Origin of the sequence: Pontibacter locisalis, from assembly GCF_042684605.1 — a bacterium.
GTDB lineage: Bacteria > Bacteroidota > Bacteroidia > Cytophagales > Hymenobacteraceae > Pontibacter > Pontibacter locisalis.
In genome coordinates this window covers 210,368-236,638 of sequence record NZ_JBHULU010000002.1, presented here as the reverse complement: position 1 = coordinate 236,638, position 26,271 = coordinate 210,368, and the positions used below count along the sequence as shown (strand labels likewise).

The 26,271-nt window shown below is 42.6% G+C and carries 25 protein-coding genes; 18 read left to right on the top strand and 7 right to left on the bottom strand.

Going from position 1 to position 26,271, the window contains the following annotated elements:
• Window positions 1-41: 41 nt before the first annotated feature.
• The 4 genes from ACFSRY_RS02165 to ACFSRY_RS02150 are packed head-to-tail and all read left to right on the top strand — an operon-like array spanning window position 42 to window position 4,398.
• Window positions 42-1,229 carry an O-antigen ligase family protein gene (locus ACFSRY_RS02165; protein WP_377502983.1) on the top strand — a complete coding sequence of 396 codons (1,188 nt, stop codon included), beginning with the start codon at window positions 42-44 and terminating at the stop codon, window positions 1,227-1,229.
• Window positions 1,195-2,244 (top strand): glycosyltransferase family 4 protein, encoded by a 1,050-nt coding sequence (locus ACFSRY_RS02160; protein WP_377502981.1) that lies wholly within the window; start codon window positions 1,195-1,197, stop codon window positions 2,242-2,244. The genes ACFSRY_RS02165 and ACFSRY_RS02160 overlap by 35 nt, the downstream gene beginning before the upstream one ends.
• Window positions 2,234-3,055 (top strand): glycosyltransferase family 2 protein, encoded by an 822-nt coding sequence (locus tag ACFSRY_RS02155; protein WP_377502979.1) that lies wholly within the window; start codon window positions 2,234-2,236, stop codon window positions 3,053-3,055. The genes ACFSRY_RS02160 and ACFSRY_RS02155 overlap by 11 nt, the downstream gene beginning before the upstream one ends.
• On the top strand, window positions 3,052-4,398 hold the full coding sequence (locus ACFSRY_RS02150) for an O-antigen ligase family protein (RefSeq protein WP_377502977.1): 1,347 nt from the start codon (window positions 3,052-3,054) through the stop codon (window positions 4,396-4,398). The genes ACFSRY_RS02155 and ACFSRY_RS02150 overlap by 4 nt, the downstream gene beginning before the upstream one ends.
• 176 nt (window positions 4,399-4,574) lie before the next feature.
• Here the strand turns inward: ACFSRY_RS02150 and ACFSRY_RS02145 are convergent, their stop codons facing one another.
• The gene (locus ACFSRY_RS02145; RefSeq protein ID WP_377502975.1) at window positions 4,575-6,056 is read right to left on the bottom strand and encodes a sugar transferase; all 1,482 of its coding nucleotides are present in this window, start codon (window positions 6,054-6,056) and stop codon (window positions 4,575-4,577) included.
• A 548-nt stretch (window positions 6,057-6,604) separates the two neighbouring features.
• Here ACFSRY_RS02145 and hisS point away from each other — a divergent pair.
• The 5 genes from hisS (at window position 6,605) to ACFSRY_RS02120 (ending at window position 13,041) form a co-directional block, all read left to right on the top strand.
• Window positions 6,605-8,002, top strand: coding sequence for a histidine--tRNA ligase (gene hisS / locus ACFSRY_RS02140; protein WP_377502973.1), 1,398 nt, complete (start codon window positions 6,605-6,607; stop codon window positions 8,000-8,002).
• Between the two features lie 10 nt (window positions 8,003-8,012).
• Complete coding sequence (gene hutH, locus ACFSRY_RS02135; protein WP_377502971.1) at window positions 8,013-9,503, top strand: histidine ammonia-lyase; 1,491 nt, start codon at window positions 8,013-8,015, stop codon at window positions 9,501-9,503.
• Between the two features lie 99 nt (window positions 9,504-9,602).
• The gene (locus ACFSRY_RS02130; protein WP_377502969.1) at window positions 9,603-11,522 is read left to right on the top strand and encodes a T9SS type B sorting domain-containing protein; all 1,920 of its coding nucleotides are present in this window, start codon (window positions 9,603-9,605) and stop codon (window positions 11,520-11,522) included.
• Window positions 11,523-11,693: 171 nt separating this feature from the next.
• Window positions 11,694-12,029: a YbaB/EbfC family nucleoid-associated protein gene (locus ACFSRY_RS02125; RefSeq protein WP_377502967.1), complete on the top strand. Its 336-nt coding sequence runs from the start codon at window positions 11,694-11,696 to the stop codon at window positions 12,027-12,029.
• The gene (locus tag ACFSRY_RS02120) at window positions 12,019-13,041 is read left to right on the top strand and encodes a glycosyltransferase family 2 protein (RefSeq protein ID WP_377502965.1); all 1,023 of its coding nucleotides are present in this window, start codon (window positions 12,019-12,021) and stop codon (window positions 13,039-13,041) included. Before ACFSRY_RS02125 ends, ACFSRY_RS02120 begins: the two co-directional genes overlap by 11 nt.
• Here the strand turns inward: ACFSRY_RS02120 and ACFSRY_RS02115 are convergent.
• Entirely contained in the window at window positions 13,036-13,254 is a 219-nt protein-coding gene (locus ACFSRY_RS02115; RefSeq protein ID WP_377502963.1) for a PspC domain-containing protein, read from the bottom strand. The genes ACFSRY_RS02120 and ACFSRY_RS02115 overlap by 6 nt on opposite strands.
• A 344-nt stretch (window positions 13,255-13,598) precedes the next feature.
• Between ACFSRY_RS02115 and ACFSRY_RS02110 the strand changes: the two genes are divergently transcribed.
• Entirely contained in the window at window positions 13,599-14,582 is a 984-nt protein-coding gene (locus tag ACFSRY_RS02110) for a pyruvate dehydrogenase complex E1 component subunit beta (protein WP_377502961.1), read from the top strand.
• Window positions 14,583-14,723: 141 nt separating this feature from the next.
• Here the strand turns inward: ACFSRY_RS02110 and ACFSRY_RS02105 are convergent, their stop codons facing one another.
• The 3 genes from ACFSRY_RS02105 to ACFSRY_RS02095 form a co-directional block, all read right to left on the bottom strand.
• A complete protein-coding gene (locus ACFSRY_RS02105; protein WP_377502959.1) occupies window positions 14,724-15,650 on the bottom strand; it encodes a YihY/virulence factor BrkB family protein in 927 nt (308 codons plus the stop codon).
• 87 nt (window positions 15,651-15,737) lie between these two features.
• A complete protein-coding gene (locus ACFSRY_RS02100; RefSeq protein ID WP_377502957.1) occupies window positions 15,738-16,412 on the bottom strand; it encodes a nitroreductase family protein in 675 nt (224 codons plus the stop codon).
• Between the two features lie 54 nt (window positions 16,413-16,466).
• Complete coding sequence (locus ACFSRY_RS02095) at window positions 16,467-17,180, bottom strand: class I SAM-dependent methyltransferase (protein ID WP_377502955.1); 714 nt, start codon at window positions 17,178-17,180, stop codon at window positions 16,467-16,469.
• Between the two features lie 233 nt (window positions 17,181-17,413).
• On the opposite strand from ACFSRY_RS02095, the gene ACFSRY_RS02090 reads away from it, so the two are divergent.
• The 3 genes from ACFSRY_RS02090 to ACFSRY_RS02080 all read left to right on the top strand — a co-directional run bounded on the left by ACFSRY_RS02090 (window position 17,414) and on the right by ACFSRY_RS02080 (window position 19,080).
• Complete coding sequence (locus tag ACFSRY_RS02090) at window positions 17,414-17,947, top strand: DinB family protein (RefSeq protein WP_377502953.1); 534 nt, start codon at window positions 17,414-17,416, stop codon at window positions 17,945-17,947.
• A gap of 140 nt (window positions 17,948-18,087) precedes the next feature.
• A complete protein-coding gene (locus tag ACFSRY_RS02085; protein WP_377502951.1) occupies window positions 18,088-18,552 on the top strand; it encodes a GNAT family N-acetyltransferase in 465 nt (154 codons plus the stop codon).
• 60 nt (window positions 18,553-18,612) lie between these two features.
• Window positions 18,613-19,080 (top strand): MaoC family dehydratase, encoded by a 468-nt coding sequence (locus tag ACFSRY_RS02080; RefSeq protein ID WP_377502949.1) that lies wholly within the window; start codon window positions 18,613-18,615, stop codon window positions 19,078-19,080.
• Between the two features lie 94 nt (window positions 19,081-19,174).
• Here the strand turns inward: ACFSRY_RS02080 and ACFSRY_RS02075 are convergent, their stop codons facing one another.
• Window positions 19,175-19,435, bottom strand: coding sequence for a hypothetical protein (locus ACFSRY_RS02075; protein ID WP_377502946.1), 261 nt, complete (start codon window positions 19,433-19,435; stop codon window positions 19,175-19,177).
• A 153-nt stretch (window positions 19,436-19,588) separates the two neighbouring features.
• Here ACFSRY_RS02075 and ACFSRY_RS02070 point away from each other — a divergent pair, with 153 nt between their 5' ends.
• The 4 genes from ACFSRY_RS02070 (at window position 19,589) to ACFSRY_RS02055 (ending at window position 23,855) form a co-directional block, all read left to right on the top strand.
• Window positions 19,589-20,494, top strand: coding sequence for a LysR family transcriptional regulator (locus ACFSRY_RS02070; protein ID WP_377502944.1), 906 nt, complete (start codon window positions 19,589-19,591; stop codon window positions 20,492-20,494).
• Window positions 20,495-20,569: 75 nt separating this feature from the next.
• Window positions 20,570-21,763, top strand: a complete 1,194-nt coding sequence (locus ACFSRY_RS02065) for a threonine synthase (protein WP_377502942.1) — start codon at window positions 20,570-20,572, stop codon at window positions 21,761-21,763.
• Between the two features lie 89 nt (window positions 21,764-21,852).
• A complete protein-coding gene (locus ACFSRY_RS02060) occupies window positions 21,853-23,202 on the top strand; it encodes an MATE family efflux transporter (protein ID WP_377502940.1) in 1,350 nt (449 codons plus the stop codon).
• Window positions 23,203-23,270: 68 nt separating this feature from the next.
• Window positions 23,271-23,855: a DUF922 domain-containing protein gene (locus ACFSRY_RS02055; protein WP_377502938.1), complete on the top strand. Its 585-nt coding sequence runs from the start codon at window positions 23,271-23,273 to the stop codon at window positions 23,853-23,855.
• 55 nt (window positions 23,856-23,910) lie between these two features.
• Here ACFSRY_RS02055 and ACFSRY_RS02050 read toward each other — a convergent pair whose 3' ends face one another.
• The gene (locus ACFSRY_RS02050; protein ID WP_377502936.1) at window positions 23,911-25,449 is read right to left on the bottom strand and encodes an FAD-dependent oxidoreductase; all 1,539 of its coding nucleotides are present in this window, start codon (window positions 25,447-25,449) and stop codon (window positions 23,911-23,913) included.
• Window positions 25,450-25,712: 263 nt separating this feature from the next.
• Between ACFSRY_RS02050 and ACFSRY_RS02045 the strand changes: the two genes are divergently transcribed.
• The gene (locus tag ACFSRY_RS02045) at window positions 25,713-26,207 is read left to right on the top strand and encodes a hypothetical protein (protein WP_377502934.1); all 495 of its coding nucleotides are present in this window, start codon (window positions 25,713-25,715) and stop codon (window positions 26,205-26,207) included.
• The last annotated feature ends 64 nt before the right edge of the window (window positions 26,208-26,271 follow it).

Sequence of the window (26,271 nt, the reverse complement as noted above, 5' to 3'; positions counted from 1 at the left end):
TATAAGTTATGTATCTTTGCTAATATAACACAAGAGAGTGTATGGATTCGTTAGTTGATACTAAGAGGGAAGCATTTAAGTTAAACAGCAATTATTTCATGCTGGTGCTGCTGTGTTTTGGCGCGCTTTTCATTAAAAACCCAAAACTGTTTGGTATCGCTATCACCGATATTTCTATAGTTATAGGTATAGTTATTGCCCTAACCTACTCCTACACTGCCAAAGCTAAAACCTCAAACATATTTCTACTAAGCATTGTACTCCTTTTTATGTTATATGGAGTTATTGGTTTATTTAAGGTTCCTGATAAAATTATTTTTTTAAAATACTACGCTCGCTGGTTAAAATCATTCGCAGTCGGCGTTTTGGGATATACCTTCTTTAGGAGGCTTGATGAGAAACTTCAGCTGAAGATTATCAAATTTTTCTTTTATCTGGCAGTGGTTACTATTGTTCTAGATACGGTGTACTCTTTATACTACTTCAGTACAAAGGATACAGTAAATGTATGGGTGCTGTATGGATCCCTGAAAGTTAGCTACCTATATGCCGATAAAAACATGGTGGCGTTCACGATTTCACTTTTAATGGTCATCTCTTATAGGTTCCTTCATAAAAAATATCTTTTCCTGCTCTGGTTCCTGACAATTATTTCGCTGTCTAGAAGTGGCATCCTGATCAATACATTTATACTCTTTAGCTACTTGGGCTTTAAGCTGATCAAACCATCCGTGCTTATTGTATTGGCTTCAACAATTTTGTTCACAGTGGCTATTGTATACGCACTGGATCTTAGCCAAATGTTTGCTGACCGCTTGAGCTTAAACAAAGATTTGAGTATGCAAGGTCGTATCGGTCTACAGCGCATGGGGATTAATATGTGGCTTGCTGCACCTTTAACAGGGCAAGGCCTGAGTGGCTATGAACAATATTTTTTCAGCTTTTTTGAGGGTGGTGAACAAAATCCCTTCCCACACAACCTATACATATACATATTGGCTGAACTGGGTTTAGTTGGTGTACTGTTTTTTAGTATCATTTTTTACCTATTATGGCGAAAACTACATAAAAACCAGCTTGGTATGCTAATTTGGGTTTACTTGTTATTTGGCATGTTTTTATTCAACTTATCAGAATATCATTTCTTTTTCCTGGTAGGTGTATTATTGGCATATAAACGAAATTCAGAACAACTTGAGAATCGCATATTTTCTTCCATCCCTTGCTAACAGCGGTCCTGTTCTTGTTGTAAAGGATTTAGTTTCTCTTCTCAAGGAGCAAGCGGATATTACTGTGTATTATTTTGATACGATCGTAGAAACTACTTTTGATTGCCCCGTTGTTAATATTAATTTTCTTGATAAGATTGACTTTTCGAAGTATGACATACTTCACTCCCACATGCTTCGCCCTGATGCATATTTATTTCTGAATCGAAAAAGAGCCAAAGGAAAATTAGTAAGCACAATACACAACTATGTAGAGCAAGATCTAAGCAATACTCACAATAAGCTTATATCTGTTGTTTTCACCAAAGTATGGAACCACTTATTATCAAAGCATGACAAACTAGTAGCCCTATCTTCACATATGCAGGATTATTATAAGGTACTCTACAGTAACCGCAGCATTGCATATGTTTATAACGGGAGAGACATCGATATAAGTAAAGAAGAAAACCTTCCCACGGAAGACTTAAGAGCCATCAAAGATTTTAAAGGCAGCTCAATACTACTTGGCGTTTCTGCGCAGCTTACCAGGAGAAAGGGAGTAGATCAAACTGTTAAATTGCTCCAAAGGATGTCAAATTTAAAACTGCTAATTATTGGTGATGGTCCCGCTAAAGGGGATCTGATGGCATTAGCTGAAAAGTCAGGCGTCTCGGACAGATGCCTTTTTCTTGGATACAGAAAAGATGGGCAACGTTATAACAGCCTATTTGACATTTACATGATGACCTCACGTTCAGAAGGGTTTCCTTTAGCAATGATCGAAGCTGCTGCATATGGCGTACCCATACTTGCTTCAGATTTACCTGTATTCAAAGAGGCTTTCTGCGAAGACGAGGTTAGCTTTTATCAACTCGAAAACCTTGACTCCATGCAGCATGCAATGGAGGAACTGATTGTAAACAGAAGTACTTACAGCAAAAACATTTTAGCAAAGTATCAATCTGATTATACAGCTAAAGAAATGGCCTCTAATTATTTACAACTATATCAGAATCTCATAAGTGAAGCTTAAAATCACAGCCTCCATTGTAACTTACAATAATGACCGGAAGGTGTTGCTACAGGCGATACAGAGCTTCTTAAACACGAGCTTACAAGTACATCTTTACCTTATAGACAATTCTCCAACTGATAAGCTAAAAGACCTAATTGAAGAAGAACGGGTAACCTATATCTTCAATGATGCTAATATAGGTTTTGGTGCAGCTCACAACGTAGCGATGAGAGCTGCATTACAGGAGTCTGAATACCATTTGGTTCTGAATCCAGATGTGTACTTCGCAGCAGGCACGTTAGAAAAGTTGTATTCTTTCATGAGTCAGAATACTGACGTAGGTTTAGTTATCCCTAAAGTACTATATCCAGATGGTAGTATACAATACCTCTGCAAATTGCTTCCTACACCAAACGACTTAATCTTACGTCGGTTTATTAAATGGAATAAGCAAAAACTTAAAAAAAATAACGAGCAGTTTGAACTACGTTTCACCGGCTATAAAAAACAAATGGAGGTACCTTATATTTCAGGATGCTTTATGTTCCTTCGGAATAGCGTACTAGAAAAAACAGGTCTTTTTGATGACAGAATATTTATGTATTCCGAGGATCTGGACCTTTCCAGAAGAATTCACCTACAGTCCAGAACTGTTTTCTATCCGGAGGCTACCATCTACCACCACTTCGCAAAAGGTTCTCATAAGAGTTTAAAACTGCTTTGGTACGCCATACATGGCAATTGCATCTATTTTAACAAATGGGGTTGGTTTTCTGATCCGGAAAGAGACGAGATCAATAAAAAAGTTCTAATGCAATTTAAAGGATGAGATATCTGAAGAATGTCATTTCTGCTGATTCTTATACGTGGCTGCTCTGCCTTATTGCTGCTACACTTGCGTTGTCATTAGCTCTTAATAACATCCTCATTATTTTGCTGGTAATCATTTGGTTGCTGGAAGGGAACTGGAGCGCTAAATGGAATAACTTAAAGCAGAATAAATGGGCACTTATTGTTATTGCATTTTATGCCTTACATATTCTTGGGCTGAGTTATACTACTGACCTGAAAGCCGGACTTTTTGACGTTGAAAAAAAGTTACCATTACTCCTATTCCCTCTGGTGCTGGGTAGTACTATTTTCAGCAAAGAAATAGCCTACAAGAAAGTAGCGCAGTATTTTACTGCTGGATGTTTTTTGGCTGCCATTTACTGCCTTGCCCACGCACTATTCAGGTTTTGGAATAATATTCCAACACAACAGTCTGTATATGGTGGTTTTGAAGCTACACAAGCGTTCAGAAAACAAAATGGTGGTACATCTCATATTTGGGACTATATCACCTATACAGAGCTTACACTGCCACTTAAAATACACCCTACATACTTTGCCATGTATGTCGCTTTTATTTCTTTATACTTAATACTAGGGCTGATACAAAAAAAAAGAGTACAGTTGTCATTTGCCGCAAGTAAAACATGTGTCTTACTATTGCTTGCTTTCTTTGTCGTTTTTTTGTTTCTTCTCTCTTCTCGCATTATACTTATTGTTTTCATTATAAGTACAATAACAATACCTATTGTCTTTTTCCACAGGAAAGCCTCAAAGCTAAAGCTAGCCACAGCAGCATTTCTATTTCTCCTGACTTTAGGTTTCATTGCTTCCACTGTACCCGTAATTCGTCATAGGTTCACGAGTGACATAATATTATTTACAGCAAACAATGAGCATAACAAGCTTCCAGGAACAGGTATGTTCGCCAGGTTACAGTACTGGAGTGCAGCAACCTATACTTTGGCTAAAAACCCTGTAGCTGGAGTTGGCACTGGTGATGCACAAAGCGCCTTGGATAGCTATTACATAAAGCACAATTATACTAGTGCCATAGGATATAACGCCCATAACCAGTATTTGCAAACAGGAGCAATGCTAGGAGTACCAGGAATACTTAACTTGTTTTTAATTTTTGTGATTATGTTCTGGTATGGGGTTAGGGGCAAAAACATGGTACTTATTTACTTTATAGTTCTGGTTGGTACTGTTAGCTTTACTGAAGCTATTTTGCAAATAAATAAAGGTGTAGTATTCTTAAGTTTATTTTCAAGCCTACTTCTACTAACAAACTCATTTAGGAAAAAGTCAGGTACAGTTACCGAATCAATTTCATATTAGGTACTATCTTCAATTTCCTTTTTATTGATTAACGGGTTTGTACTAGCGGAGCTAACTCATAAGAGCTTTTTGCCTACTAGGAGCAAAAGTAGAGTGAAGCTTAATATCAAACTTCAACTGATAATAAATACATAATGGATAAATGAAAAGGGCCGCTGATCAGCGGCCCTTTTCATTTACATTCCTTTAAATCTTACTACGACGCTTATAGTTTTGAGTAACACTTTAATGTCCATAAAGACCGATCTGTTTTTCAGGTAGTAGAGATCATACTGCACTTTCATTAAAGCATCTTCAGCGTTTGAACCGTACTTGTAGATCGCCTGCGCCCATCCTGTAATGCCAGGTTTTGCCAAGTGGCGCGTATCATAAAAAGGTATCTCCTGCTTTAGCTGCTCAACAAATACAGGACGCTCAGGTCTTGGTCCTATAAGACTCATATCTCCCTTTAACACGCTCCATGCCTGAGGTAGTTCGTCTATTCTGGATCTGCGTAAAAGCTTACCAACTTTAGTAATTCTGTTATCATTCTTCTGCGCCCAGGCAGCACCATTCTTCTCTGCATCCACTACCATGGAGCGGAACTTTGTAATTTTAAAGGTCCTACCATACAAGCCAACCCGCTCCTGGCTGTAGAAAAGAGGTCCTTTACTACCTAAATGGTTAGCTATGTATACAAAAGGCACAAAAAAACTGCAAACGGCCACCCCTACTATACCAAAAAGCATATCCAATGATCTGGAAAAAAACAAGTATGCTGTTCTGAACTGGTTTCTGTTGTATGGGAAAGCCAGACTAAAGTCCCTGGCAGTATTATGTACTAATACACGCCCTGTTAAATTCTCATAAAAATCAGTAAGTGAGGTCACCGCCATACCTTTTTTACGGCAGTTAGTCAACTCTCTTATAGATACTGCACTGTTCTCCTTATTTCCTGATTCATCAACAATGATCTCATCAATTTTGAGGCGCTTTGCAAGTTTTGAAATATTGGATGTCCCATTAGTAATCCGGACACCTTTGTACATTGACTGCACATTGCCCTCATCTATTACTGCTACAATTTTATATCCAAGATGATAATTGAAGATATCTCCATTTGCAAAGACATCAATAAGCGCATTACTGGACCAACCAGACCCAACAATCAACACACGCTTCAGGAACAAAGGCCTGTTTAACAAGCGGGAGTATGCGTATCTCCAGATCGTTAGAGAGATTAAAAGATTAAAGTAAAATAGAAAAATAAGTAACCGGGACGGCAATGGTGGAGTAAACCAAGGTATAAATAGGTAGCTTATAACCGTAAGTGTAGCCGCTATAAACAGATATTTTACTGTAGAGTAAAAGTTGTTGATGTTCTCCAGGTTATAGAGGTCAAAAACATAGGAGAAAACACTCCAAAGTAAAGCAATAGAGATAAAACATGAGTAGTACTGCTCTATCATCTGCTTCACACCTAGCCCTGGTTCAATGCCAAGGCAATAAATGAATGCAGCCAGCAATACTAAAGATAAGTCCAGTGTAAATAATATATATTTACGATCAGATACTTCGAATGAGAAGAATCTTTTATCCACTAAGAATGTTAGTAGTTTTAAATAAAATGGATTACTAACGTAGTTTGTTTCCTTTAGTTTGGTGGCGCTAATGTTCATTATATTGCTTTTTACAAATATCTTTAATACAGCCCTCTACTCAATTTCAAATAAGACCCTTCACAAAATAAAAGGGTTGCATACTGGTTTAAATAATTTGCCTTAATGCAGGTACCTGAATTCCGCACGAAATTACCATTTTCCCTAGTATTTCAAATAGAAAATTTGTAACAAAAGGTGAAAATATATTCAAGAACAATAATCTTTAGTTCTCCTATTCTCTGGATTCTTTATCCAGCCCTAATGCCCCTGATATGATTAATTTTTTAGAGTATTCTACGTCATGTGGTATTATTATAAAATTAGCTGTAGTTACAAAAGCCATGCAATTCTAAAATCCGTTAATTGCTTCTGATTTTATTCCCTCCTTCATGCAGTAATAAAAAAGGTAGATTATATTTAATCAGTAGCAAATCTTTTTGTGTAAAGGTATTGATAGCTTATTATGTTTAGAACGATTATATCTGACAAAACAACTATTAAGATTCACCTCTACTCTCCCTCCTTTCCTCATCTTTTAGTAACTTCGCCGGTAAACTGGCATAAGCATGAGCAAAGAGAAACCATCTATACCAAAAGGAACACGTGATTTTGGCCCGGCTGTCGTGGTCAAACGCAATTATATTTTCAGTACCATCAAACAAACCTTCGAGAAGTTTGGCTACCTGCCTTTAGAGACACCAGCCATGGAGCAGCTGTCAGTATTAACCGGCAAATACGGCGACGAGGGAGACCAGCTTATCTTCAAGATCCTGAACTCAGGAGATTACCTCGCTAAAACCAAATCAGAAGATATTGAGCAGGGGTCAAAGCACCTGACCCGTAAGATCTCGGAAAAAGCACTACGATATGACCTAACGGTACCTTTCGCCCGCTTTGTGGTGATGAACCGTAATGAAATCACATTTCCTTTCAAGCGTTACCAGATTCAACCTGTGTGGCGAGCAGATCGTCCGCAAAAAGGGCGTTACCGTGAATTCTATCAGTGCGATGCGGATGTAGTAGGTACGAACTCCCTGCTTTGTGAGGCAGAGATTGTGCAGATGATAGATGAAGTACTGACTACACTTGGACTTACTGACTTTACCATCAAAATCAACCATAGAGGTGTATTAGCAGGAATAGCTGAGGCTATAGGTGAAAAAGGACGTGAGGGAGACATTTGCGTAGCCATCGATAAGCTGGACAAGATCGGGCAGGAAGGTGTACGCAAAGAGTTGCTTGAACGAGGTATTGCTGAATCGGCTGTAGATAAGCTGGAGCCGCTTTACAGTTTAGAAGGTACAAACGAGCAAATACTGGAGCAGTTGCAGTCTATTCTGGGTGATACAGCCGAAGGGCAACGAGGGCTTAAAGACCTTAAGGAAGTATGGCAATACCTGAGTGAGCTTGGCAGCTTCGCTTTACAAACCGAAAATCCTTCTGGACAGCCCAGGCTGATGCTGGATGTTACTCTGGCAAGAGGCCTCTCCTACTACACTGGCTGCATCTTTGAGGTAAAAGTAAACAATGCTAATATGGGAAGCATCAGTGGGGGTGGCCGTTATGATAACCTTACGGGTATGTTCGGGCTACCGGGGGTTTCCGGCGTTGGCTTCTCTTTCGGAGTTGATCGCATATACGATGTGTTGGAGGAGCTGGACCTTTTCCCAACCAGCACTCAGGTAGGCACAAAAGTATTGATCGTGCAGTTTGACAAACAGTCTGAGACATATTCCCTTCCACTACTTCAAAAACTACGCGACGCTGGCATTGCCTCTGAGCTTTATCCTGAGTCAGCAAAGCTGAAAAAACAAATGAGTTATGCGGATCAGAAAAACATTCCGTTCGTGATGTTGGTCGGTTCTGAGGAAATGGAGTCCGGAAAATTAAAGCTACGCGACATGCAGACAGGTGAGCAGGACGAGCTTTTTATCGATGAAATAATTGCCCAGCTAAAGTCTTAGAACAAGCATTATGAGCCATGTGCACTACATATCCAGCGATTATCTGAGCCTGGAAACAATTGAAGGGATTGTACGAGACAAATGTACTTTAGCGCTGTCAGAAGCTGCGGAGCAGCGTATTACACGCTGCTTTGAATATCTCCAACAAAAAGCTAAGGACTCAGATCGGAGCATATATGGCATTAATACCGGGTTTGGTTCCTTGTATAACAGGAAAATATCCCCTTCTGACCTTGAGCAGCTTCAGGCCAACCTGATGATGTCGCATGCCTGTGGCACAGGAGAAGAAGTACCAGCCGAGGTGGTAAAGCTCATGCTGCTTCTTAAGATACAGTCTCTCTCCTATGGGCACAGCGGCGTACAGTTGCAAACAGTAAAGCGACTCATAGACTTCTACAACAGGGATATTTACCCGGTGGTATACCAGCAGGGCTCACTTGGTGCCAGCGGTGATTTAGCTCCATTGGCCCACTTGTGCTTACCATTGTTAGGGATGGGTGAAGTGCGTTTTCAGGAATATAAACTGGAAAGTAAGCATGTGCTGGAAATGTTTGGCTGGGAACCAATCGCCCTTAAAGCCAAAGAAGGACTTGCCCTCCTGAATGGTACCCAGTTTATGGCTGCCTATGGAACGTACGTGCTGCTAAAAGCCAGACATCTGTCAAAAATGGCAGACGCAATCGGTGCACTTTCACTTGATGCTTTTGATGGCAGAGTAGAGCCGTTTAATGAACTGATTCACCGGATCCGTCCGCATAAGGGGCAGCTGCAGACAGCTGAAAACGTACGACAGCTGCTTCAGGGAAGTCAGTTAATAGAACAGGAAAAACAGCATGTGCAGGATCCTTATTCTTTCAGGTGCATGCCGCAGGTGCATGGCGCCTCTAAAGATACCCTCGCCTATGCAGAACAGGTATTCCTGACGGAAATCAATGCCGTTACAGATAATCCTAATATTTTCCCTGAAGAAGATGAAATCATCTCTGGCGGTAACTTTCATGGTCAACCATTGGCTCTTGCACTTGACTTCCTGGCTATTTCCCTGGCAGAATTAGGAAGTATCTCTGAGCGCCGTACCTATCAACTTATATCAGGCCAGCGGGGATTACCAGACTTCCTGGTTGCTGAGCCCGGCTTAAATTCAGGCTTTATGATTAGCCAATATACAGCCGCTTCCATTGTAAGCCAGAATAAGCAGCTTTGTACGCCTGCCTCTGTCGATTCTATACCATCTTCCCACAACCAGGAAGACCACGTAAGCATGGGGGCGAACGCCGCGACTAAGCTGTACCAGGTGGTACACAACCTGGAGCGGATTTTGGCAATTGAGTTAATGAATGCTGCACAGGCAATTGAATTCAGAAGACCAAAGCTAACGTCTCCTGCACTGGAAAACCTTGTAGCTTCCTACCGAAATGTGGTTCCATTCGTATCCACAGACAGGGTACTTCATTTTGATATAATAAAGAGTATTGATTTCCTAAGAACTTACACCCTTTAGTAAATGAAAAAATTCTAGTAAGGCCTTAGTTTATTTACTGCACAATAATTATTACTCCTGTACTTTATAAATAAAACTGATTGGTTAATTCAGAATTAGGTGCTAAAAGTTCTGCTTAACATATTTTTTACGCTAATCACCTGTTCTGTCTTCGCTCAGGGTGGTACACCATGTTTTAAGGCATACAGTTCGAATGGTCAGGAAATAAGTACTTTTTGCGTAGATCAGGAAATAACCTTTCAGGATTGCGGAAACACTGTACCCGATGAACAGGAATATTATGTATTCGACTATAAATCCGGTACAGCTATACCAACCAATCTTACAACAGAAAAGAAACACATCTTTAGAACCCCCGGACGGTATAGGGTTCTGCACATCGGAAACTACGGCGGAACGACATTAACTGACACCGTTTCCAGAGTCTTTGAAGTAAAAGCTTCTCCAAATCCAGAATTTACAGTAACACCTTGTACAGGAAACACTGTCTCAGTAGAAATTTCTGACACTAATTATGACAAATATATTGTGGACTTTGGTGATGGGAGCCTTCCTGCAACACTACAACCAAGTTCAGAATATCAATATAAATACAACAACGGCGGGACTTTCACAATCACTGTAATGGGACAGTATTCTGGTATTTCCTGTAATAATGTCAGCCAAAAGCAAACAACACTACTTCCTTCTCCCCCAACACCTCGAATCCAGAGCCTTACAGTTTTACAACAGGCAGCCAGCGGTGAAATACAGTTGGCGCTTCAGCAACTACAACCAGGGTTCGGTTATGTTATTGAAGAAGGAGATGTCAGGTCCGGCTATCAACCAGTAGCTACAATAGAAAATATATCCCAGGCGGCACTTACCTATAGTCTCAAAAGCATTAATACAGAAACAGGCAAATTGTATCGTGTTAGGCCCAAGGATGCGTGCAACAGTAACATCCCTGTTTTTTCCAATTTCCTCAGCAGTATAAAATTAGCAGCCACATCGGGTAACGAAGAAGCAATATTGAATTGGAGCACACCATCCAACATATATAAATCTTTCGAATTGTATAAGGACGGTGCTCTGCTTCAAACGCTACCTGGCTTAATGTCTGGTTACATTGATTCCGGCCTCAGTTGCGGAGAAATGCCAATCTACACCATAAAAGGTATAGCAGAAAATGGTGGCATTTCAACATCAGTAACGCAGCGTGTTCAGATCACGTCAAGTATCAAGCCAACGGCACCTTATCTGCTAACTTCTTTTGATTCAGATAACCAGATAATATTATCTGTAAGTCTTCTGCAAGGGAAACAGGCGCAAAGAATTGAGCTGGAGAAAAGTATAGATGGAACACCTTATAAACCTTTAGCTACAGTTCAGCAGCCTACTTATAAAGATGCTAATCCGGAGCTCAAACCTGTTTGCTACAGGACTACTTACACAGATCCTTGCAATAACACATCTGCCTTCAGCAATGTCTCCTGCCCTATTATTCTTAAGGCAGAGAAGCTGGAAGATGGAGCAGTGAAATTGGATTGGAGTGGCTATGCTGGTTTTCCGAATGGAGTCAAACATTATGTCGTTGAACTGTTGGATGACAATGGAAACGTTGTTCAAAGCTACCAGGTAAGTGGCACGAGTTATACAGATCGAAACCTGAGCGAGGAGCTTCAGCTGTTGCGTTACCGCATAAGGGCCACCTCAAACTCGGGAAGTGAAGAGACATACTCAAACACGGTAGAGCTGGAACAGGAAGTACAGCTACATGTTCCAAGTGCCTTCACCCCAAATTCAGATGGCCTGAATGATACGTTTGAGGTTAAGGGGAAGCTATTCAGCAACTTCTCCATCAGGATTTACAACAGCCTTGGAAATGTTGTTTATCAGTCTACAGATGCGGGAGCCGGATGGGATGGTACCTATAAGGGAGAAAAGCTCCCAGTAGGAGCATATGCCTATGAAATAACAGTAAAAACAAGCTTTGGCGCTACAAAGCGAAGAACCGGTACCGTTACTTTAATTCGCTAAACTTAATTAACAAAATTTATTCCTCTGGTTTATCTCTTTATAATTACTATCCGTTTGTATTCTAAACCAGCAATTGCTTTACAGTAAGCATCGTTAATTTAATGCTCGTATATTTGTGAGCAAGCACATTTAACAGCCTTTGCGCTATTCCTACAACTTAAAAAGAAAACTATGTTTGATATGTTCGGCATGATGGGCAAGATGAAAGAAGTCCAGGCCAAGCTGAAAGAAGCTCAAGAAAAATTAAAAGATATCACAGTCACCGCCGAATCAGGTGCAGGCTTGGTAAAGGCTACCGTTAACGGCCAGCGTAAGCTGATCAAGATCGAAATAGATGACTCTATTTTAAATGCAAATGATCAGGACATGGTTAACGACCTCGTCGTAGCTGCTGTGAACAATGCTATGTTAACGGCAGGTGAAAGAGCGCAGGAGGAGATGAAAAAAAGTACCGAAGGCTTACTTCCAAACATACCCGGTTTAGACTTCGGAAACTTTGGTTTATAATCCGGCTCACACGGCCGTAGTAATCCTAAACTGGAACGGACTCCGGCACCTACAAGAATTTCTGCCATCGGTAGTGGCGCATAGCGGAAACTGCGAGATTATCGTAGCCGACAATGCTTCTACCGATGGATCCATTGCTTTTCTTCAGGAACACTTCCCGCAGGTTCGCACAATACTTCTCCCGGAGAACTTTGGTTTTTGCGAGGGCTACAACAGAGCACTGCAACAGGTAGAGGCCAAATACTATGTTCTCCTCAACTCTGACGTTTCAGTACCTCCAGGGTGGACTGAACCCTTGCTGCAACTAATGGAGTCTGATGAGCAGATTGCCGTTTGCCAGCCAAAGGTTTTAGCGCAGCAGCACCCTGGCCTGTTTGAGTATGCCGGTGCCGGTGGAGGGATGATCGATACCCTTGGATACCCTTTTTGCCGTGGCCGCCTCTTCGAAACTGTAGAGGAAGACAAAGGGCAGTATGATAATGTGCAGGAGATATTCTGGGCTACCGGCGCCTGTATGTTTGTAAGGGCAGATGTATTTCATAGGCTTGGTGGTTTAGAACCTGCCTTTTTTGCTCACATGGAAGAAATTGATTTTTGCTGGCGTGCCAAAAATGCCGGTTATAAAGTCATGTACAACGGTCACAGTCAGGTTTTTCATGTCGGAGGAGGTACGCTTCATAAATCCAATCCCCGTAAAACCTTTTTGAACTTCAGAAACGGTTTTGCGCTGCTCTACAAAAACCTTCCTGCCAGAGAATTGATCCCAACTCTTATCCTAAGAGTAATATTAGACTGGGTGGCAGCTTTGAGAATGGTAATGGCAGGACAGGAGAAAGACGCCAGAGCTGTTTTAGATGCACATGCTGATCTCCTTAGCCACCGACACTATTGGAAGAGCCAGCGAAAGAAACAATTACCTAAAGGACGCTTTCCACAGCTTTCCGGCGTGTATAAGGGAAGTATTGTGTGGGAGTATTTTGTAAGGCAGAAACGAACAGTTAAGGAGTTATAGGTCCCACACTGTGCTGCGTTCACGGCGCAAATGCTTACTCACGTTCATCCAGAACGCCATCATCAGGTAGATCAGCACTGGTGAACCCATAGTAAGAAAAGAAACATATATAAAAGTTAGGCGAATGCTGCTGGTAGCAAAGCCAAGTTTCTCACCCAGCATTGTACAAACACCAAAGGCTTGCGATTCAATAAAGTACTGTAGCCGTTTCATTTGTATAAAGGGTTTTAAACTTAAAATTATCTGAAATTATACTTCTTTGCAAACGGTTAGAGTTGTTTGAAAGTATAACTACGACCCAGAGTTGGTTGATTCAGTTTTCCTTTTTACGTTTAAAGAAGACAAACGGCTAAACAACGGTTAAAATTAATCTGTTCCATCTTCTCTGTTCCCTCCCCCACTTTGCACCATTTTTGGCCACATTACCTCTTGGTTGTGAAATAAAATCAGTAGAAAGAACTGCGACGCCTTAGCAAGACCATAAAAACAAGAAGTACATTGTAAATTGGAAGACTTCTCTTAATTTTACTTTCTGAACAGAGAATTAAACATCTTATATGCGAAGTATACAGTTTAGAGAGGCCCTGCGCGAAGCAATGTCAGAGGAAATGCGCCGCGACAGGAGCGTATTTTTGATGGGCGAAGAAGTTGCTGAATATAACGGGGCTTATAAAGTGAGCCAGGGAATGCTGGATGAGTTTGGTCCTGAGCGTATCATTGATACACCTATTGCAGAACTCGGCTTTGCCGGAATCGGGGTTGGTGCATCCATGAATGGCCTGCGTCCGATTATTGAGTTCATGACCTTTAACTTCTCCTTAGTAGCAATTGACCAGGTGATCAATTCAGCTGCTAAGATGATGTCAATGTCTGGTGGTCAGTACTCCTGCCCAATCGTTTTCCGCGGACCAACTGGTAGTGCCGGTATGCTTTCTTCGCAGCACTCTCAGAACTTCGAAAACTGGTATGCAAACACCCCTGGTCTTAAAGTGGTAGTTCCTTCTAATCCCTATGATGCGAAGGGCCTTCTTAAGGCTTCCATCCGTGACAATGATCCAGTTATATTTATGGAGTCAGAGCAGATGTATGGCGATAAAGGTGAGGTTCCGGAAGAAGAGTATATTATTCCGATTGGTGTTGCCGATGTGAAGCGTGAAGGCTCTGATGTAACGATCGTTTCCTTTGGAAAAATGATGAAAGTTGCCTTAGCTGCTGCTGAAGAGTTAGCCAAAGATGGTATCAACGCTGAAGTAATTGACCTGCGTACTGTTCGCCCTATTGACTACAAAACACTGGTGGAGTCTGTTAAAAAGACGAACCGCATGGTTGTTGTGGAGGAGGCTTGGCCACTGGCATCCATCTCTGCAGAACTTGCTTACCATATCCAGAGCAATGCCTTTGATTATATGGATGCTCCGGTTAAACGTGTTACCTGCCGCGATGTACCTCTTCCGTATGCCCCAACCTTGATTGATGCTTCTCTGCCAAATGTAGAGCGTACAATTGAGGCGGTGAAGAAGGTTATGTATAAAGAAGCATAAGCATTAAGCAAAATGAATCTGAAGGCGGAACTTAACGGTTCCGCCTTTTTTGTTTTTGCCTGCGTAAAGTTTAAAAAGCACAGAATCCGCAACACAACAGCTGCAAGTATTTAAAAGAACCGGAAGCGCCCGCTCCATACTTTATTTACTTCTCCCGGACTGATCCTCCTCTTCAATCTCCTTCACTTTTACCTTCACCGCATGCTCTTCCGGCTGTATGCCTTTGTCGTGCTCACGGGAAAGAACCTGCGTAAATTCAGCACCTAACAGAAAAATGATGGACGTATAATACACCCACACCAGGATAAGTACCAGAGATCCCGCTGCACCATAGGTATCTGCCAAGGGGTCGTGCTGAAAGTAAATAGTTAACACATACTTGCCTAGCACAAAAAGAATGGCCGTTACAGTTGCACCGACCCAAACGTTGAACCATCTTATTTTTGCATCGGGCAGCACCTTAAAAATAGCGGCAAAAATACAGATGCTGATGAGGATGGAAACAAGTATGTTACCTATAGTTACCAGATAAACTGCAATACCAGTAAGCTGCTCACGCAGGTAATCGTAAATCACCCCTAGCACAATATCGACTGATAAGGAGACAAGCAGGAGAAAACCCAGGCTTACTACCAACGCAAGCGACATTACACGGTCAATCACAAGCTTTAGCCATCCTCTCTCAGGCTTTGCTTTTACTTCCCACATCGCATTTAGTGAATCCTGAAGCGCTACAAACACAGTGGTGGCTGTAAAGATCATGGTGGCCACTCCTACAACAGTACCTATGGTAGAAGCTGAGGACTGACTCGCGTTTTCAATTATACTTTGAATTTGTTCGGCACTGCTGCGCCCGATTATGCCCCCGATCTGGTGCACCAGCTCCCCCTGAACAGCTTCTTCACCGAAGGCTGCCCCGGCAATACGGATTAAGATGATGAGAACTGCTGGAAGAGAAAAAATAGTATAAAAGCCGATGATAGCAGCATAATCCAGTGGCCTGTCATCAGCAAACTCTTTAAAAGTACGCTTTGTTAATTTCCAGCTATATTTAAATCCGTAGTTCATGAGCAGCAGAAAGTATAAATGTGCTTAAATGCGTGCAGCATTTATATCTTCCTTACGGCACAATTACGGCTACTGATACTTTAGCTCTTATTTATACCAGGCAGAGACATCGCTTAGAGGCTTTCGCTTTAGATCCGGCACCTGTACCTTGTCAGCAGCATAGCCTACCGGTAAAAGAAGGAACGGGCGCTCATTATCCGGCCGCTTAAGCAGCTTCGTCAGAAAATTCATGGGGCTTGGCGTGTGCGTTAAAGTCACTAAGCCTGCATGATGAATGGCTGAAATCAAAAAGCCACAGGCAATACCTACAGACTCTGCCACATAGTAGTTGTTTCGCTTGCTGCCGTCAGACTTATATTCAAATGCTTTTTTAAACACCACGATGAGCCAGGGAGCTGTCTCCAGAAAAGGCTTCTCCCAATCTGTACCAAGCGGTGCCAAGTCTTCAAGCCATTCAGGTGTCATACGTCCGTTATAGCTGTCGTACTCTTCCTTTTCAGCTGCCTCTCTTATCTGTCTCTTTAACTCCGGATTAGATATGATGCAAAAGGTCCAGGGTTGTTTGTGAGCGCCTGAGGGAGCCGTTGAAGCTGCCATGACTAACTGCTCTATCACTTCTTGTGGCACAGGTTTTTCTGAGAACTCCCGCACAGAACGGCGCCTGTCCATAAAAGTATTGAACGCCTGCGCTCTTTCGATCATCTCCTCCTCAGGGTATTGATCGGCATAGTAAGGAACAAAAGGATAAGCAGTTGTTGACATATTTTATGGATAGTAAGGTACTAAAGCTACAAATTCCAACTCAAATGTGCAGCCTTAGCTTTTTTCTTTCGTCAGCTTTGCCAGATAATTTCCGGCATCGCCTTCATACATTACCTCAAAGGAAAGACTATGCTTCGCAGCATAATCTTCCAGGATAGCCGGATCTATGAAAAGCCAGTTAAACCAGCCACTCTCCTGGTCTTTGTACTTCATGTTATACTTCACTTCGCCATAGTAGCCGGCATTCAGGTCCAACACTACTGACCCGTCCTCTTCCTCGAACATATACAGGATATCAGATGACTCCAGCAATATCTGCCCACCAGCTTTCAGCAGGTTTCGGGCATGCTCTAATAAGAGGTCAAGCCCCTGAAGATCACCTGCTATACCCACTCCGTTCATCAGCATCAGCAGTGTATCGTACTGGCCCTGCATATCAAATAAGCTTTTATGTACTACCTGCTGTACCCCTTGTTTTTGCATCGCCTCAACAGCTCCTGCCGAGACATCCAGGGCAGTTACCTCAAAACCTGACTCCTGCAATACCAGGGCATGGCAACCTGCTCCCGCACCAACATCAAGCACTTTGCCCTTACAGGCTTTCAAAGCATATTGCTCCATTTCAGGCATTTCCTCAAAATTCCGGAACAGGTAATGAACCGGTATATAATCATCCTCTGCCAGGTTACTTTCTACTGTTATTTCAGCATTTTCTTCTCCGGCTAAGTAATCTAATACTGCAGCGCCAATCGGGTCGTTATTATACATGTTAAAAGAGTATCAGATTGCAAAGTAAGTCACAAATTATGTATATCGAAATATGTGTTTGAACAAATCTAATTATAGCAAAAAATAAATACTCACAGAGAAGACTATCAGCCAAACACTTACAACAAATATTTATATATCATATATTGCATTAATTAAAATTTTATGTAGATTGAGCTGTTGTTACAAACAATTTTCCGATGAAAACAGCAGCCCACACCCATCTTCAGCTTATGGAACCAAGACTTGAATTAAAGTATTTGCGCCTGGAAAAATCCCGTAACCGCCTGCTTGATGAGTTAGAAGGCTTTGATGATGAGCTGTTAAATATGCCTGCTGCCGATGGAAAATGGTCTATCAACCAAATCATTTGCCATTTGATACATGTTGATAGCGCGACAGCAAGTTCTATACAGTATAGAATAACCAACCAGGCAACACTGGTGCCTTCTACTTTTAAAAACTCCTTTAAATCTGCCTTACTTAAAGTTGCTTTGAAGTCCGGCAAAAAGTTCAAAGCCCCTGATGTTGTTGCCAATGTTCCGGAATCTTCTTCCTTTTCTAAGCTGCGGCATCAATGGGATGAGGTAAGGTTTAAGCTGGAAGATGTTCTAACTGACATACCGGAAAGTCTGATGGACAAGTGCCTCTTTAAGCATCCCTATGTTGGTCCTCTTAACGTCTCTCAAACGCTTTCCTTTCTACAGGATCATTTCGATCATCACCTTCCACAGATCCACAAGTTAAAAGTGAAACTGGTTAAATAAGCAAAAGTCATTCATTTCATGCTGCCCACAGGGTGAATACGGATTAGTTTTCGTATTTTTCTTCCTTATTTTGTACCCTTCTGTTGTAACCTGTTTCATATAGATTCAATAGTTGGTCTTGTATCTTTTATAAATTGTTCATGAATTTCAGAAAAGCAACACCTGCAGACTGGGACGCTATGATGGAGGTCCGGTTGGCTGTGAAAGAAAATGTGCTTGTAAACACAGGTGCAGTTACAGAGGAGCATTACCTGAACATACTGAATAGCGGAGGGTGCGGCTGGATGTGTGAGGAAGAAGGGGATACGTTAGGGTTTGCTATTGTAGACTTAGCCAGTAAAAATATCTGGGCCCTGTTTGTACATCCTGATCACGAGCATAAGGGTGTTGGAGCTACACTACACCAATTGATGCTGGACTGGAGTTTTGAAAACGGAGCAGACTGGCTCTACCTATCAACTGACCCGGGTACAAGAGCAGAAATATTTTACCTGAAGGCGGGCTGGGAGTATAAAGGGCTGGAGGAAAATGGTGAGCTTCGTTTTGAAATAACCAAGGAACACTGGCGATCGTTAAGGCAGAGGAATGCGGAATCGGCAAACTAATCGCCTTACCTGTTACTATAGCGATTAATAATACTTTGACACGACACAAACCTAACATACATGAGTAAACTGACCATTAACACCTTTGAAGAATTTGCTGAATACGAAGGAAAAGAGTTAGGCATTTCTGACTATCATACCATCACCCAGGAGCAGATAAACAAATTCGCAGATGCTACACTAGACTACCAGTGGATTCACCTGGACCAGGAGCGGGCAAAGAACGAATCTCCCTTTGGTAACACCATCGCACATGGTTATTTAACTGTTTCGTTGCTTCCTTACCTATGGGCACAAATTGTAACTATAGAGAACCTGAAAATGCAGGTAAACTATGGCATCGAAGAGCTAAGGTTCAACCAACCTGTTATCGTGAACGGAGCGGTACGATTAAAAGCTAAAGTGCTTTCTCTAAAGGATCTTCGGGGCATTACAAAAGCCCAAATAGAAGTAACAATGGAGATAAAAGACAACAAAAAACCAGCTTTCACCGGAATCGTTACTTTTCTTTATCACTTTAATAAATAAACTACCTGATAGTTCCGGTACTGTACATAATACAAGAGCCTCTTAACAAGCTAGGTTAAGAGGCTCTTGTATATCAGCTTAGATCTGGATAAGCTTACTTACCTGTCTGGTTCTTACCACCCTGACCTCCGCCCGAATTTTCTTTATCGCTACCTTCACGGTTCTTGTCGCTCTTTTTACTCCAGGAGCCCTGCCCCTGCTGCTGACTAGCGGTTGCCTTTGTTCCGTCTGTGCCTAGATCTACAGCACCTTTATGGTTGGCGGTGTTTGAATATTCATCTGGCATTGGAGTAGCATTCGCATCACGATCAGGCTTTTTCCCGCTCTGGTTTTGTTTATCTTTATTATCTGCCATATCTTTTGTTCGTTTATAATTTATCAGCCTATCATACCTGCAACCCTTGCAAGTGTCTATAAATAGGTACGATGGTGGGGTATGGAGGTTATTTAAGAAAAGATGGCTCTTTTTACTAAATTAACAGCTGCATACACCACCGGGTAATCAGAAATGTTGTCTCACCGTCACGTAATTTTTCTGGAAGTTGCCAGATTGCTAAGCTTTACCAAAGCCAGCCAAAGCCTGTTTATCAGCCAGTCTGCGATTAGCAAGCATATAAAGGCGCTTGAAGAATACTATAAGGTGGGGCTTTTCGAGCGCCATGGAAACAGTGTGAGTCTTACCCCTGCCGGAAAAGTGCTTTACCAGAAACTACAGGTGGCACGACAACTACAGCACGAACTTTACGAGGATTTTAAATCCCTGAGCACCGACTTTTCTCCACAGGTAAGGATGGCAATTGGCTCCAGCACCACAATTTCCCTGTACATTCTGCCGCCCGTGCTTTCTGTGTATCTTCAGCAAAACGCTAATGTTCAGATAACCCTTATAAACCGCAACAGCGAGAACATACAGAAAGCGTTACTCGAACACGAAATTGACTTGGGTATTATTGAAGGTATTAACAAGGTAAGCAATGTAACTTACACCCCTTTCTTAACCGACGAAGTTATTGCTGTTTGTTCTTCGCAGAGTCCGCTGCGCAGGGAAAAACTCGACCCGAAGGACCTTTACAGCATTCCGCTGGCTTTACGGGAGTATGGCTCGGGCACATTGGCGGTACTCGAAGAGGCCTTAAAGCGAAAACAGATCAGTTTAACTGACCTGCCGGTAAAGATCAGACTAGGAGGCACCGAAGCGCTCAAAAACTTTGTCAGGGCTGATACCTGCCTCTCTTTCCTGCCCAGGCCCGCCGTTTTAAAGGAGCTTGCCTCCGGCGAATTACTTGAAGTTCCTATCCAGGGATTAAAAGTAGGACGCACGTTCCATTTTATACAGCGCAAAGGCACAGAAAATGACTTGCTTTACAAGAATTTCATAAAATTTATAAAGAAGCAGTATTCCAAAATGGAATAGCCCTTTCCTTTTCTGTATTTTGTTTCTGCATAGCAAATGTGGTTTTTTGACGTAGTAAAGATTTTAGAATTTACTATGCAAACCATCACACAAACCCATAGTCACCTTAGCCACTTAACCTGCTCCGGTTGTGGCGAAACACATAATGCGTTTAAGCCACAGCTAGTATCATCCTGCTGCCAATTGCCGCTGGAGTCTCAGTACAATATAGATGAACCTTTCAGTAAAAAGGACCTGCTTAACCGGCAGGGCACGATGTGGCGCTACCGCGAAATGTTGCCCGTACTGGCAGATGAAAATATTGTCACCCTTGGCGAAGGATTCACACCCTTGCTCCAGTTAGATAACCTGGCCAGAAAGTACAACCTTCAGCAGTTACTGCTGAAGGATGAAGGCCAGAATCCGACAGGTTCCTTTAAAGCCAGAGGATTAAGTATGGCCATATCAAAAGCAAAGGAGTTCGGAGTGGAGGGCTGCATTATTCCTACTGCCGGAAATGCAGGTGTTGCCATGGCTGCTTACTGTGCCCGGGCTGGCATGCGTGCAGTGGTCGTGATGCCGCGCCACACGCCAAAGGCTTTTCGGGAAGAGTGCTACTGGTATGGTGCAGAGGTACATTTAGTAGATGGACTGATAAATGATTGTGCCGCTAAGGCAAAAGAGTTGAACGTAGATGGAAGCCTTCTGGACGTTTCTACTCTTAAGGAGCCTTATCGCCTGGAGGGGAAAAAAACAATGGGCTACGAGATAGCAGAGCAGCTTGACTGGAACGTACCGGCTGTCATCTTATACCCTGCTGGGGGAGGCACTGGACTGATAGGAATATGGAAGGCATTTAAAGAAATGCAGGAAATTGGATGGTTGCCTGCAGATATAAAGCTGCCCCGCATGATTGCCGTACAGGCTGCCAATTGCAAACCGCTTGTTGATACCTTCTATGGAATGCAAGCTAATGCGAAAAATTATAACGGTAAACCCACTATTGCCAATGGCCTGGCTGTACCACGGCCGCTTGGTGAGCACATGATGCTTAAAGTACTTCACGAATCAGGCGGCACAGCTATAAGCATAACCGAAGATGAAATGCTTGAGGGAATAAGGGAGTTAGGAAAGTCAGAGGGATTGTTTGTTGCTCCCGAAGGTGCTGCTATCTGGATGGCTGCCCGTAAACTCGTGGATAAGGGAACAGTTTCTCCAGAAGATGAGATCCTTTTGCTTAATACAGGATCTGGACAAAAGTATATGGAAAACGTGGAGGGCAGGTATTAACACATTATTTCTGTAATCACTAAATTTGAAAAAGCACTGCTGCTTCAAAAGAAAAGAACTAATTTTGCGGGCTCTTAAGGGCACGCGCAATGAACACTGCAGAGTATAAAGAACACTTCTCCAAAAATTTCACACTGGCTTATCCTGTTGTACTGAGCCAGCTGGGGCACATAATGGTAAGTGTTTTCGACAGCCTGATGGTGGGGCAGATTGGTACGCTGCCTCTTGCTGCAGCATCCTTGGGAAACAGCATCTTTACCATCACATTGGTCTTCGGGCTTGGTGTTTCTTACAGCATCACTCCCCTTATAGCGGCGGCAGAAGGAAGGCGTAACTATACCCGTATTTCTTTGCTGCTGCTGAATGGTTTAATTTCAAATGTGATTCTGGGAGTTCTCCTTTTCATAGCCGGGTACTTTTTCTCCCCATACATTACTTTATTAGATCAGCCACCGAAAGTAGTGGAACTGGCTATACCTTACCTCAATATCCTTTTCCTGTCTATGGTGCCGCTGATGGTTTTTCAGGCTTTCCGCCAGTTTGCAGAAGGCCTTTCGCTCACGAAGCAGGCTATGTACATTTCAGTTGTGGCAAACAGCCTGAACATTGTGCTGAACTATATCCTCATTTTTGGAAAGTTTGGCTTTGAGCCGATGGGCTTGGTAGGAGCAGGTTGGGCAACCCTCATCTCCAGAATTGTCATGGCTATCATGATGGCAAGCTATGTACTATTCGCCAAGAGATTTGAGATTTTAAGAAGGTTTCTGAAGCTTCGGCACCTATCGGTACTGCACATGTATCATATTTTTAAATTAGGTTTGCCCATCTCAGGACAGATGATCTTTGAGATGGGAGCCTTCAGCTTTTCAGCAGTAATGATTGGCTGGATGGGGGCCAAAGAGCTGGCAGCGCACCAGATTGCTATAAATGTTGCTTCTGTTACCTATATGATGGCCAGTGGTATTGCAGCAGCTGCTACTATCCGGGTAGGGAATCAAAAAGGGTTAGGCAACTTCAGAGCAATGCGGGTAGCAGGTAACAGCAGCTTTGCCATGGGTATACTTTTTATGATAGGCAGCGGCTTACTTATGGTTTTTGGCAACAAACTGATCCCGATGCTCTACATTGATGATCCTGAAGTAATACAGATTGCCTCTACCCTTCTCATTATAGCAGCGCTTTTTCAGATTTCTGATGGCGTGCAGGTGGTAGGTCTGGGGGCTTTGCGGGGACTGGAAGATGTACGCATACCTGGACTCATTTCACTGATTGCTTATTGGGTGGTTGGGCTGCCGGTAGGATACCTGCTTTGTTTCAAAGCCGGACTTGGTGTAAGCGGAGTATGGACAGGCCTTTTGGTAGGATTATCCGTAGCCGCAATACTTTTGTTCCTGCGTTTCAGAGACTTAAGCAGCAGGTACAAAAAAATTGCACTATAGCTGGCACTAAAAATTTTCAGGTCGCGTTGCTTTGATACGAACACTTTTTAACTTTTAGCCAAGTCAAAATGTTTACGTTTACCCTAGCCATGTCGCTTTGGATGGGCGTTGTTGCACCTATCCTAGCGCCAGCTACCTCACCGTTACCGAAGGCAGCACCCACTGTAAGCAACACTGAGGCAGTCATTGTCGAAAAAGTTTCCTGGTCAGCTGACAGAAGGCTTACCTGGGAGGACTTTAAAGGCAGGCCGGATGAAACCAACGGACATCATGCTTTAACAGCAGCCAACCTGGCCGTGGATGCCAGGTGCAGCAGCAACAAAGTGTCCTATGATGTTAAGTGTGTTTTCTTACCCCAACAATCGTGGTCCAGAAATAAGAAGTCCGAGAAGCTACTGAAGCACGAGCAATTACACTTTGACCTGACTGAAGTGCACGCCAGGCAACTCAGGAAAAAGCTAAACAGCCTGGGGGCAAGTTGTACAAATCTTCAGGAAAATCTAAATGTAGCTGTAAAAAACGCTTTCAAAGAATGGAAAGAAGAGCAGGCATTGTTTGACAAGGACAGCAGTCATGGCCTGAACAGAAACGAGGAAGAGGTTTGGGCTGCTCATATTTCTAAGCGTCTTTCAGGCTTACAGGCGTACAGGTAAAGAAGAGTTGAAGACAAAAGACCCCGGTAGATGAAACTACCGGGGTCTTTTGTCTTCAACCTTTCTTTATCTTATCGAGATCCTTTATGGCAGGCCCTGTGACCACTCTTCCAAAAGGATCAAAACGTGATCCGTGGCATGGGCAATCCCAGGAGCTTTCTACGCTGTTCCAGCTAACTATACAACCCAGGTGCGTACAAACTGCAGAACACTCATGACGTACACCGTCCTGATCGCAGTAAACGGCTACTTTTTCAGTTCCTTTTCGCATAATGGCACCTGTACCAGGCATCACATGCATTTTATCTTCTACCTCACCAGGTGTAACGTAGTCCTTGTATTGAGCGGCCACATTGAGATTTTCCTTTAAAAACTCACCGGCAGATTTAAAGTTTATTCTTCCCGGATCGTAAAGGTTTGCCCATTCATTTTTTCGTCCCATGATTAGGTCGGTGATGAGCATACCGGCAATAGTACCATGCGTCATACCGTGGCCAGAATCTCCGGTAGCGATATAAACATTATCTGTATCCCCCGGATTACGACCAATGTAAGCTAAACCATCTACAGGCTCAAATACCTGTCCGGACCAACGGTACTCCACCTCCTCAGCCATCGGGAATTTTAGTCTTGCCCAACGCTCCAATTCAAATAAGTGGTTAGCAGTTTGAGTCTCCTGCCCTGTTTTATGGTCTGCACCTCCAATAATCAACAGGTCCTTATCAGAGCCTCGGGCCGCAGCACCCAGTAAACGGATGTAATGATACGGTTCATCCAGATCCCAGAACAGTGCATCAGGCACAGCACCTTTTGGTACAGCCAGCGCCACTACGTAAGTTCTGTAAGGAGCCTGCTTTGTATGAATTGTAACTTTATCATTTACAGGGGAATTAGTAGCTACCACTAAATGATTAGCGGAAACTGTATGGCCATTTTCAGCTTTTACCGTTACTACCGGGCCGGATTTAAATTCTACAGCCTTCGTGTCTGTATAAATTTGTCCACCTTTCTCTACAATAGCCTTTGTAAGCCCGGCCAGATACTTCATCACATGGAAGTGTGCCTGGGAAGGAAACTCAAGGCAAGGTAAAGCTGTCAGTGTATCAAGAGGACACTCCTTACGCATTACCACATCAAGCCAACCAATCTGTTGCACAGCCTCCAACTCACGCATCAGCTCCTCCCCCTGCTCTCTGTTATTCGCAAAAAGATAGCCTGTTACTTTATGGTAATCACAGTCGATGTTCTCTTCCTTCGCTATTTCCTCTATGAGCTCAATTGCCCTGCCATGGCTTTTACAGGCAAGTCTTGCTCCGTCTTTACCAAAGTTCTTAATCAGATTGGTATACCTGTCATCAAGGGCATTGGATAAGTGTGCTGTAGTACGGCTTGTTTCGCCACCTCCGATGGCTTTGGCCTCTAACACAATCACACGTTGTCCTTCTTTAGCCAGTAAATAGGCTGTAGTGAGGCCTGCAATACCACCACCAACCACACACACATCGCAGGTCAAATTATTGTCTAATTTATGGGTGGTGGGCAAAGTCACGTTTTCTACCCAAACAGGTAAGCTAGCTCCGGATTCCTTTTTCATAGTTTCTTGATTATTCACAACAAAGTGGCAACCTGTACCAAGTACAGGTCTTGCATAGGATTACGGAGTGCAAAAAATATAAGTTTCTGAAGCACTGTAAAGGAGCCGTTAAAACATTTTTATTATGTTATATTTAGTAAATTGAAATAGAGAGGGAGTTACTGCTAATGAGAAAGCAGTTAAACTATAAGAGCAGTACAGATAGCAGGAGAAACACATCCTATAACCAATTGCAAGCTTAAAAATTGATATCAGATTAACCTATGAAACAACTTCTGTTCGTCCTGCTTGTCTTCTCCTATTTCTGCTGTACTGCACAAAGTAGCAACAATATTAACCCCGTGCTCCTACTAAGCAAGAACGGAGCATCATATCCGGTGGAGCTCAAGATAAAGGGCAACAAACCGATAAAAGTAAAAATGGCCGATGGCAGGAAAATGTACCTGTCTGATTATTCTTTAATTGGTGACTCTGTTATTGCTACTTCAACGGATACAGTTGCCTTAGGAGAAATCGCATCTATTAAAGGTAAACTTAAAGGAAGCGCCCTTAGAAAAATTGGTGGTGGATTAGTGGCTGGCACAGGTTATTATTTTGTAGCAGTGGGTTATCTTGTTGGCACAATTGCTCTTTACCCTCCTGCTTTTCTGTTAATCCTTCCTTCTGCTGGTGTTGCCTACACAGGTCATTATATTTCAGGGATGAGGCATTTTGACACCACTGAAAAATGGAAACTAAGTATAGCAAAGGTAGAGTAGCTACAGCTTACAGTGTAATATTAAAGTCCTACACAAGTACATTAGTAGCTTGAATCCAGAACAC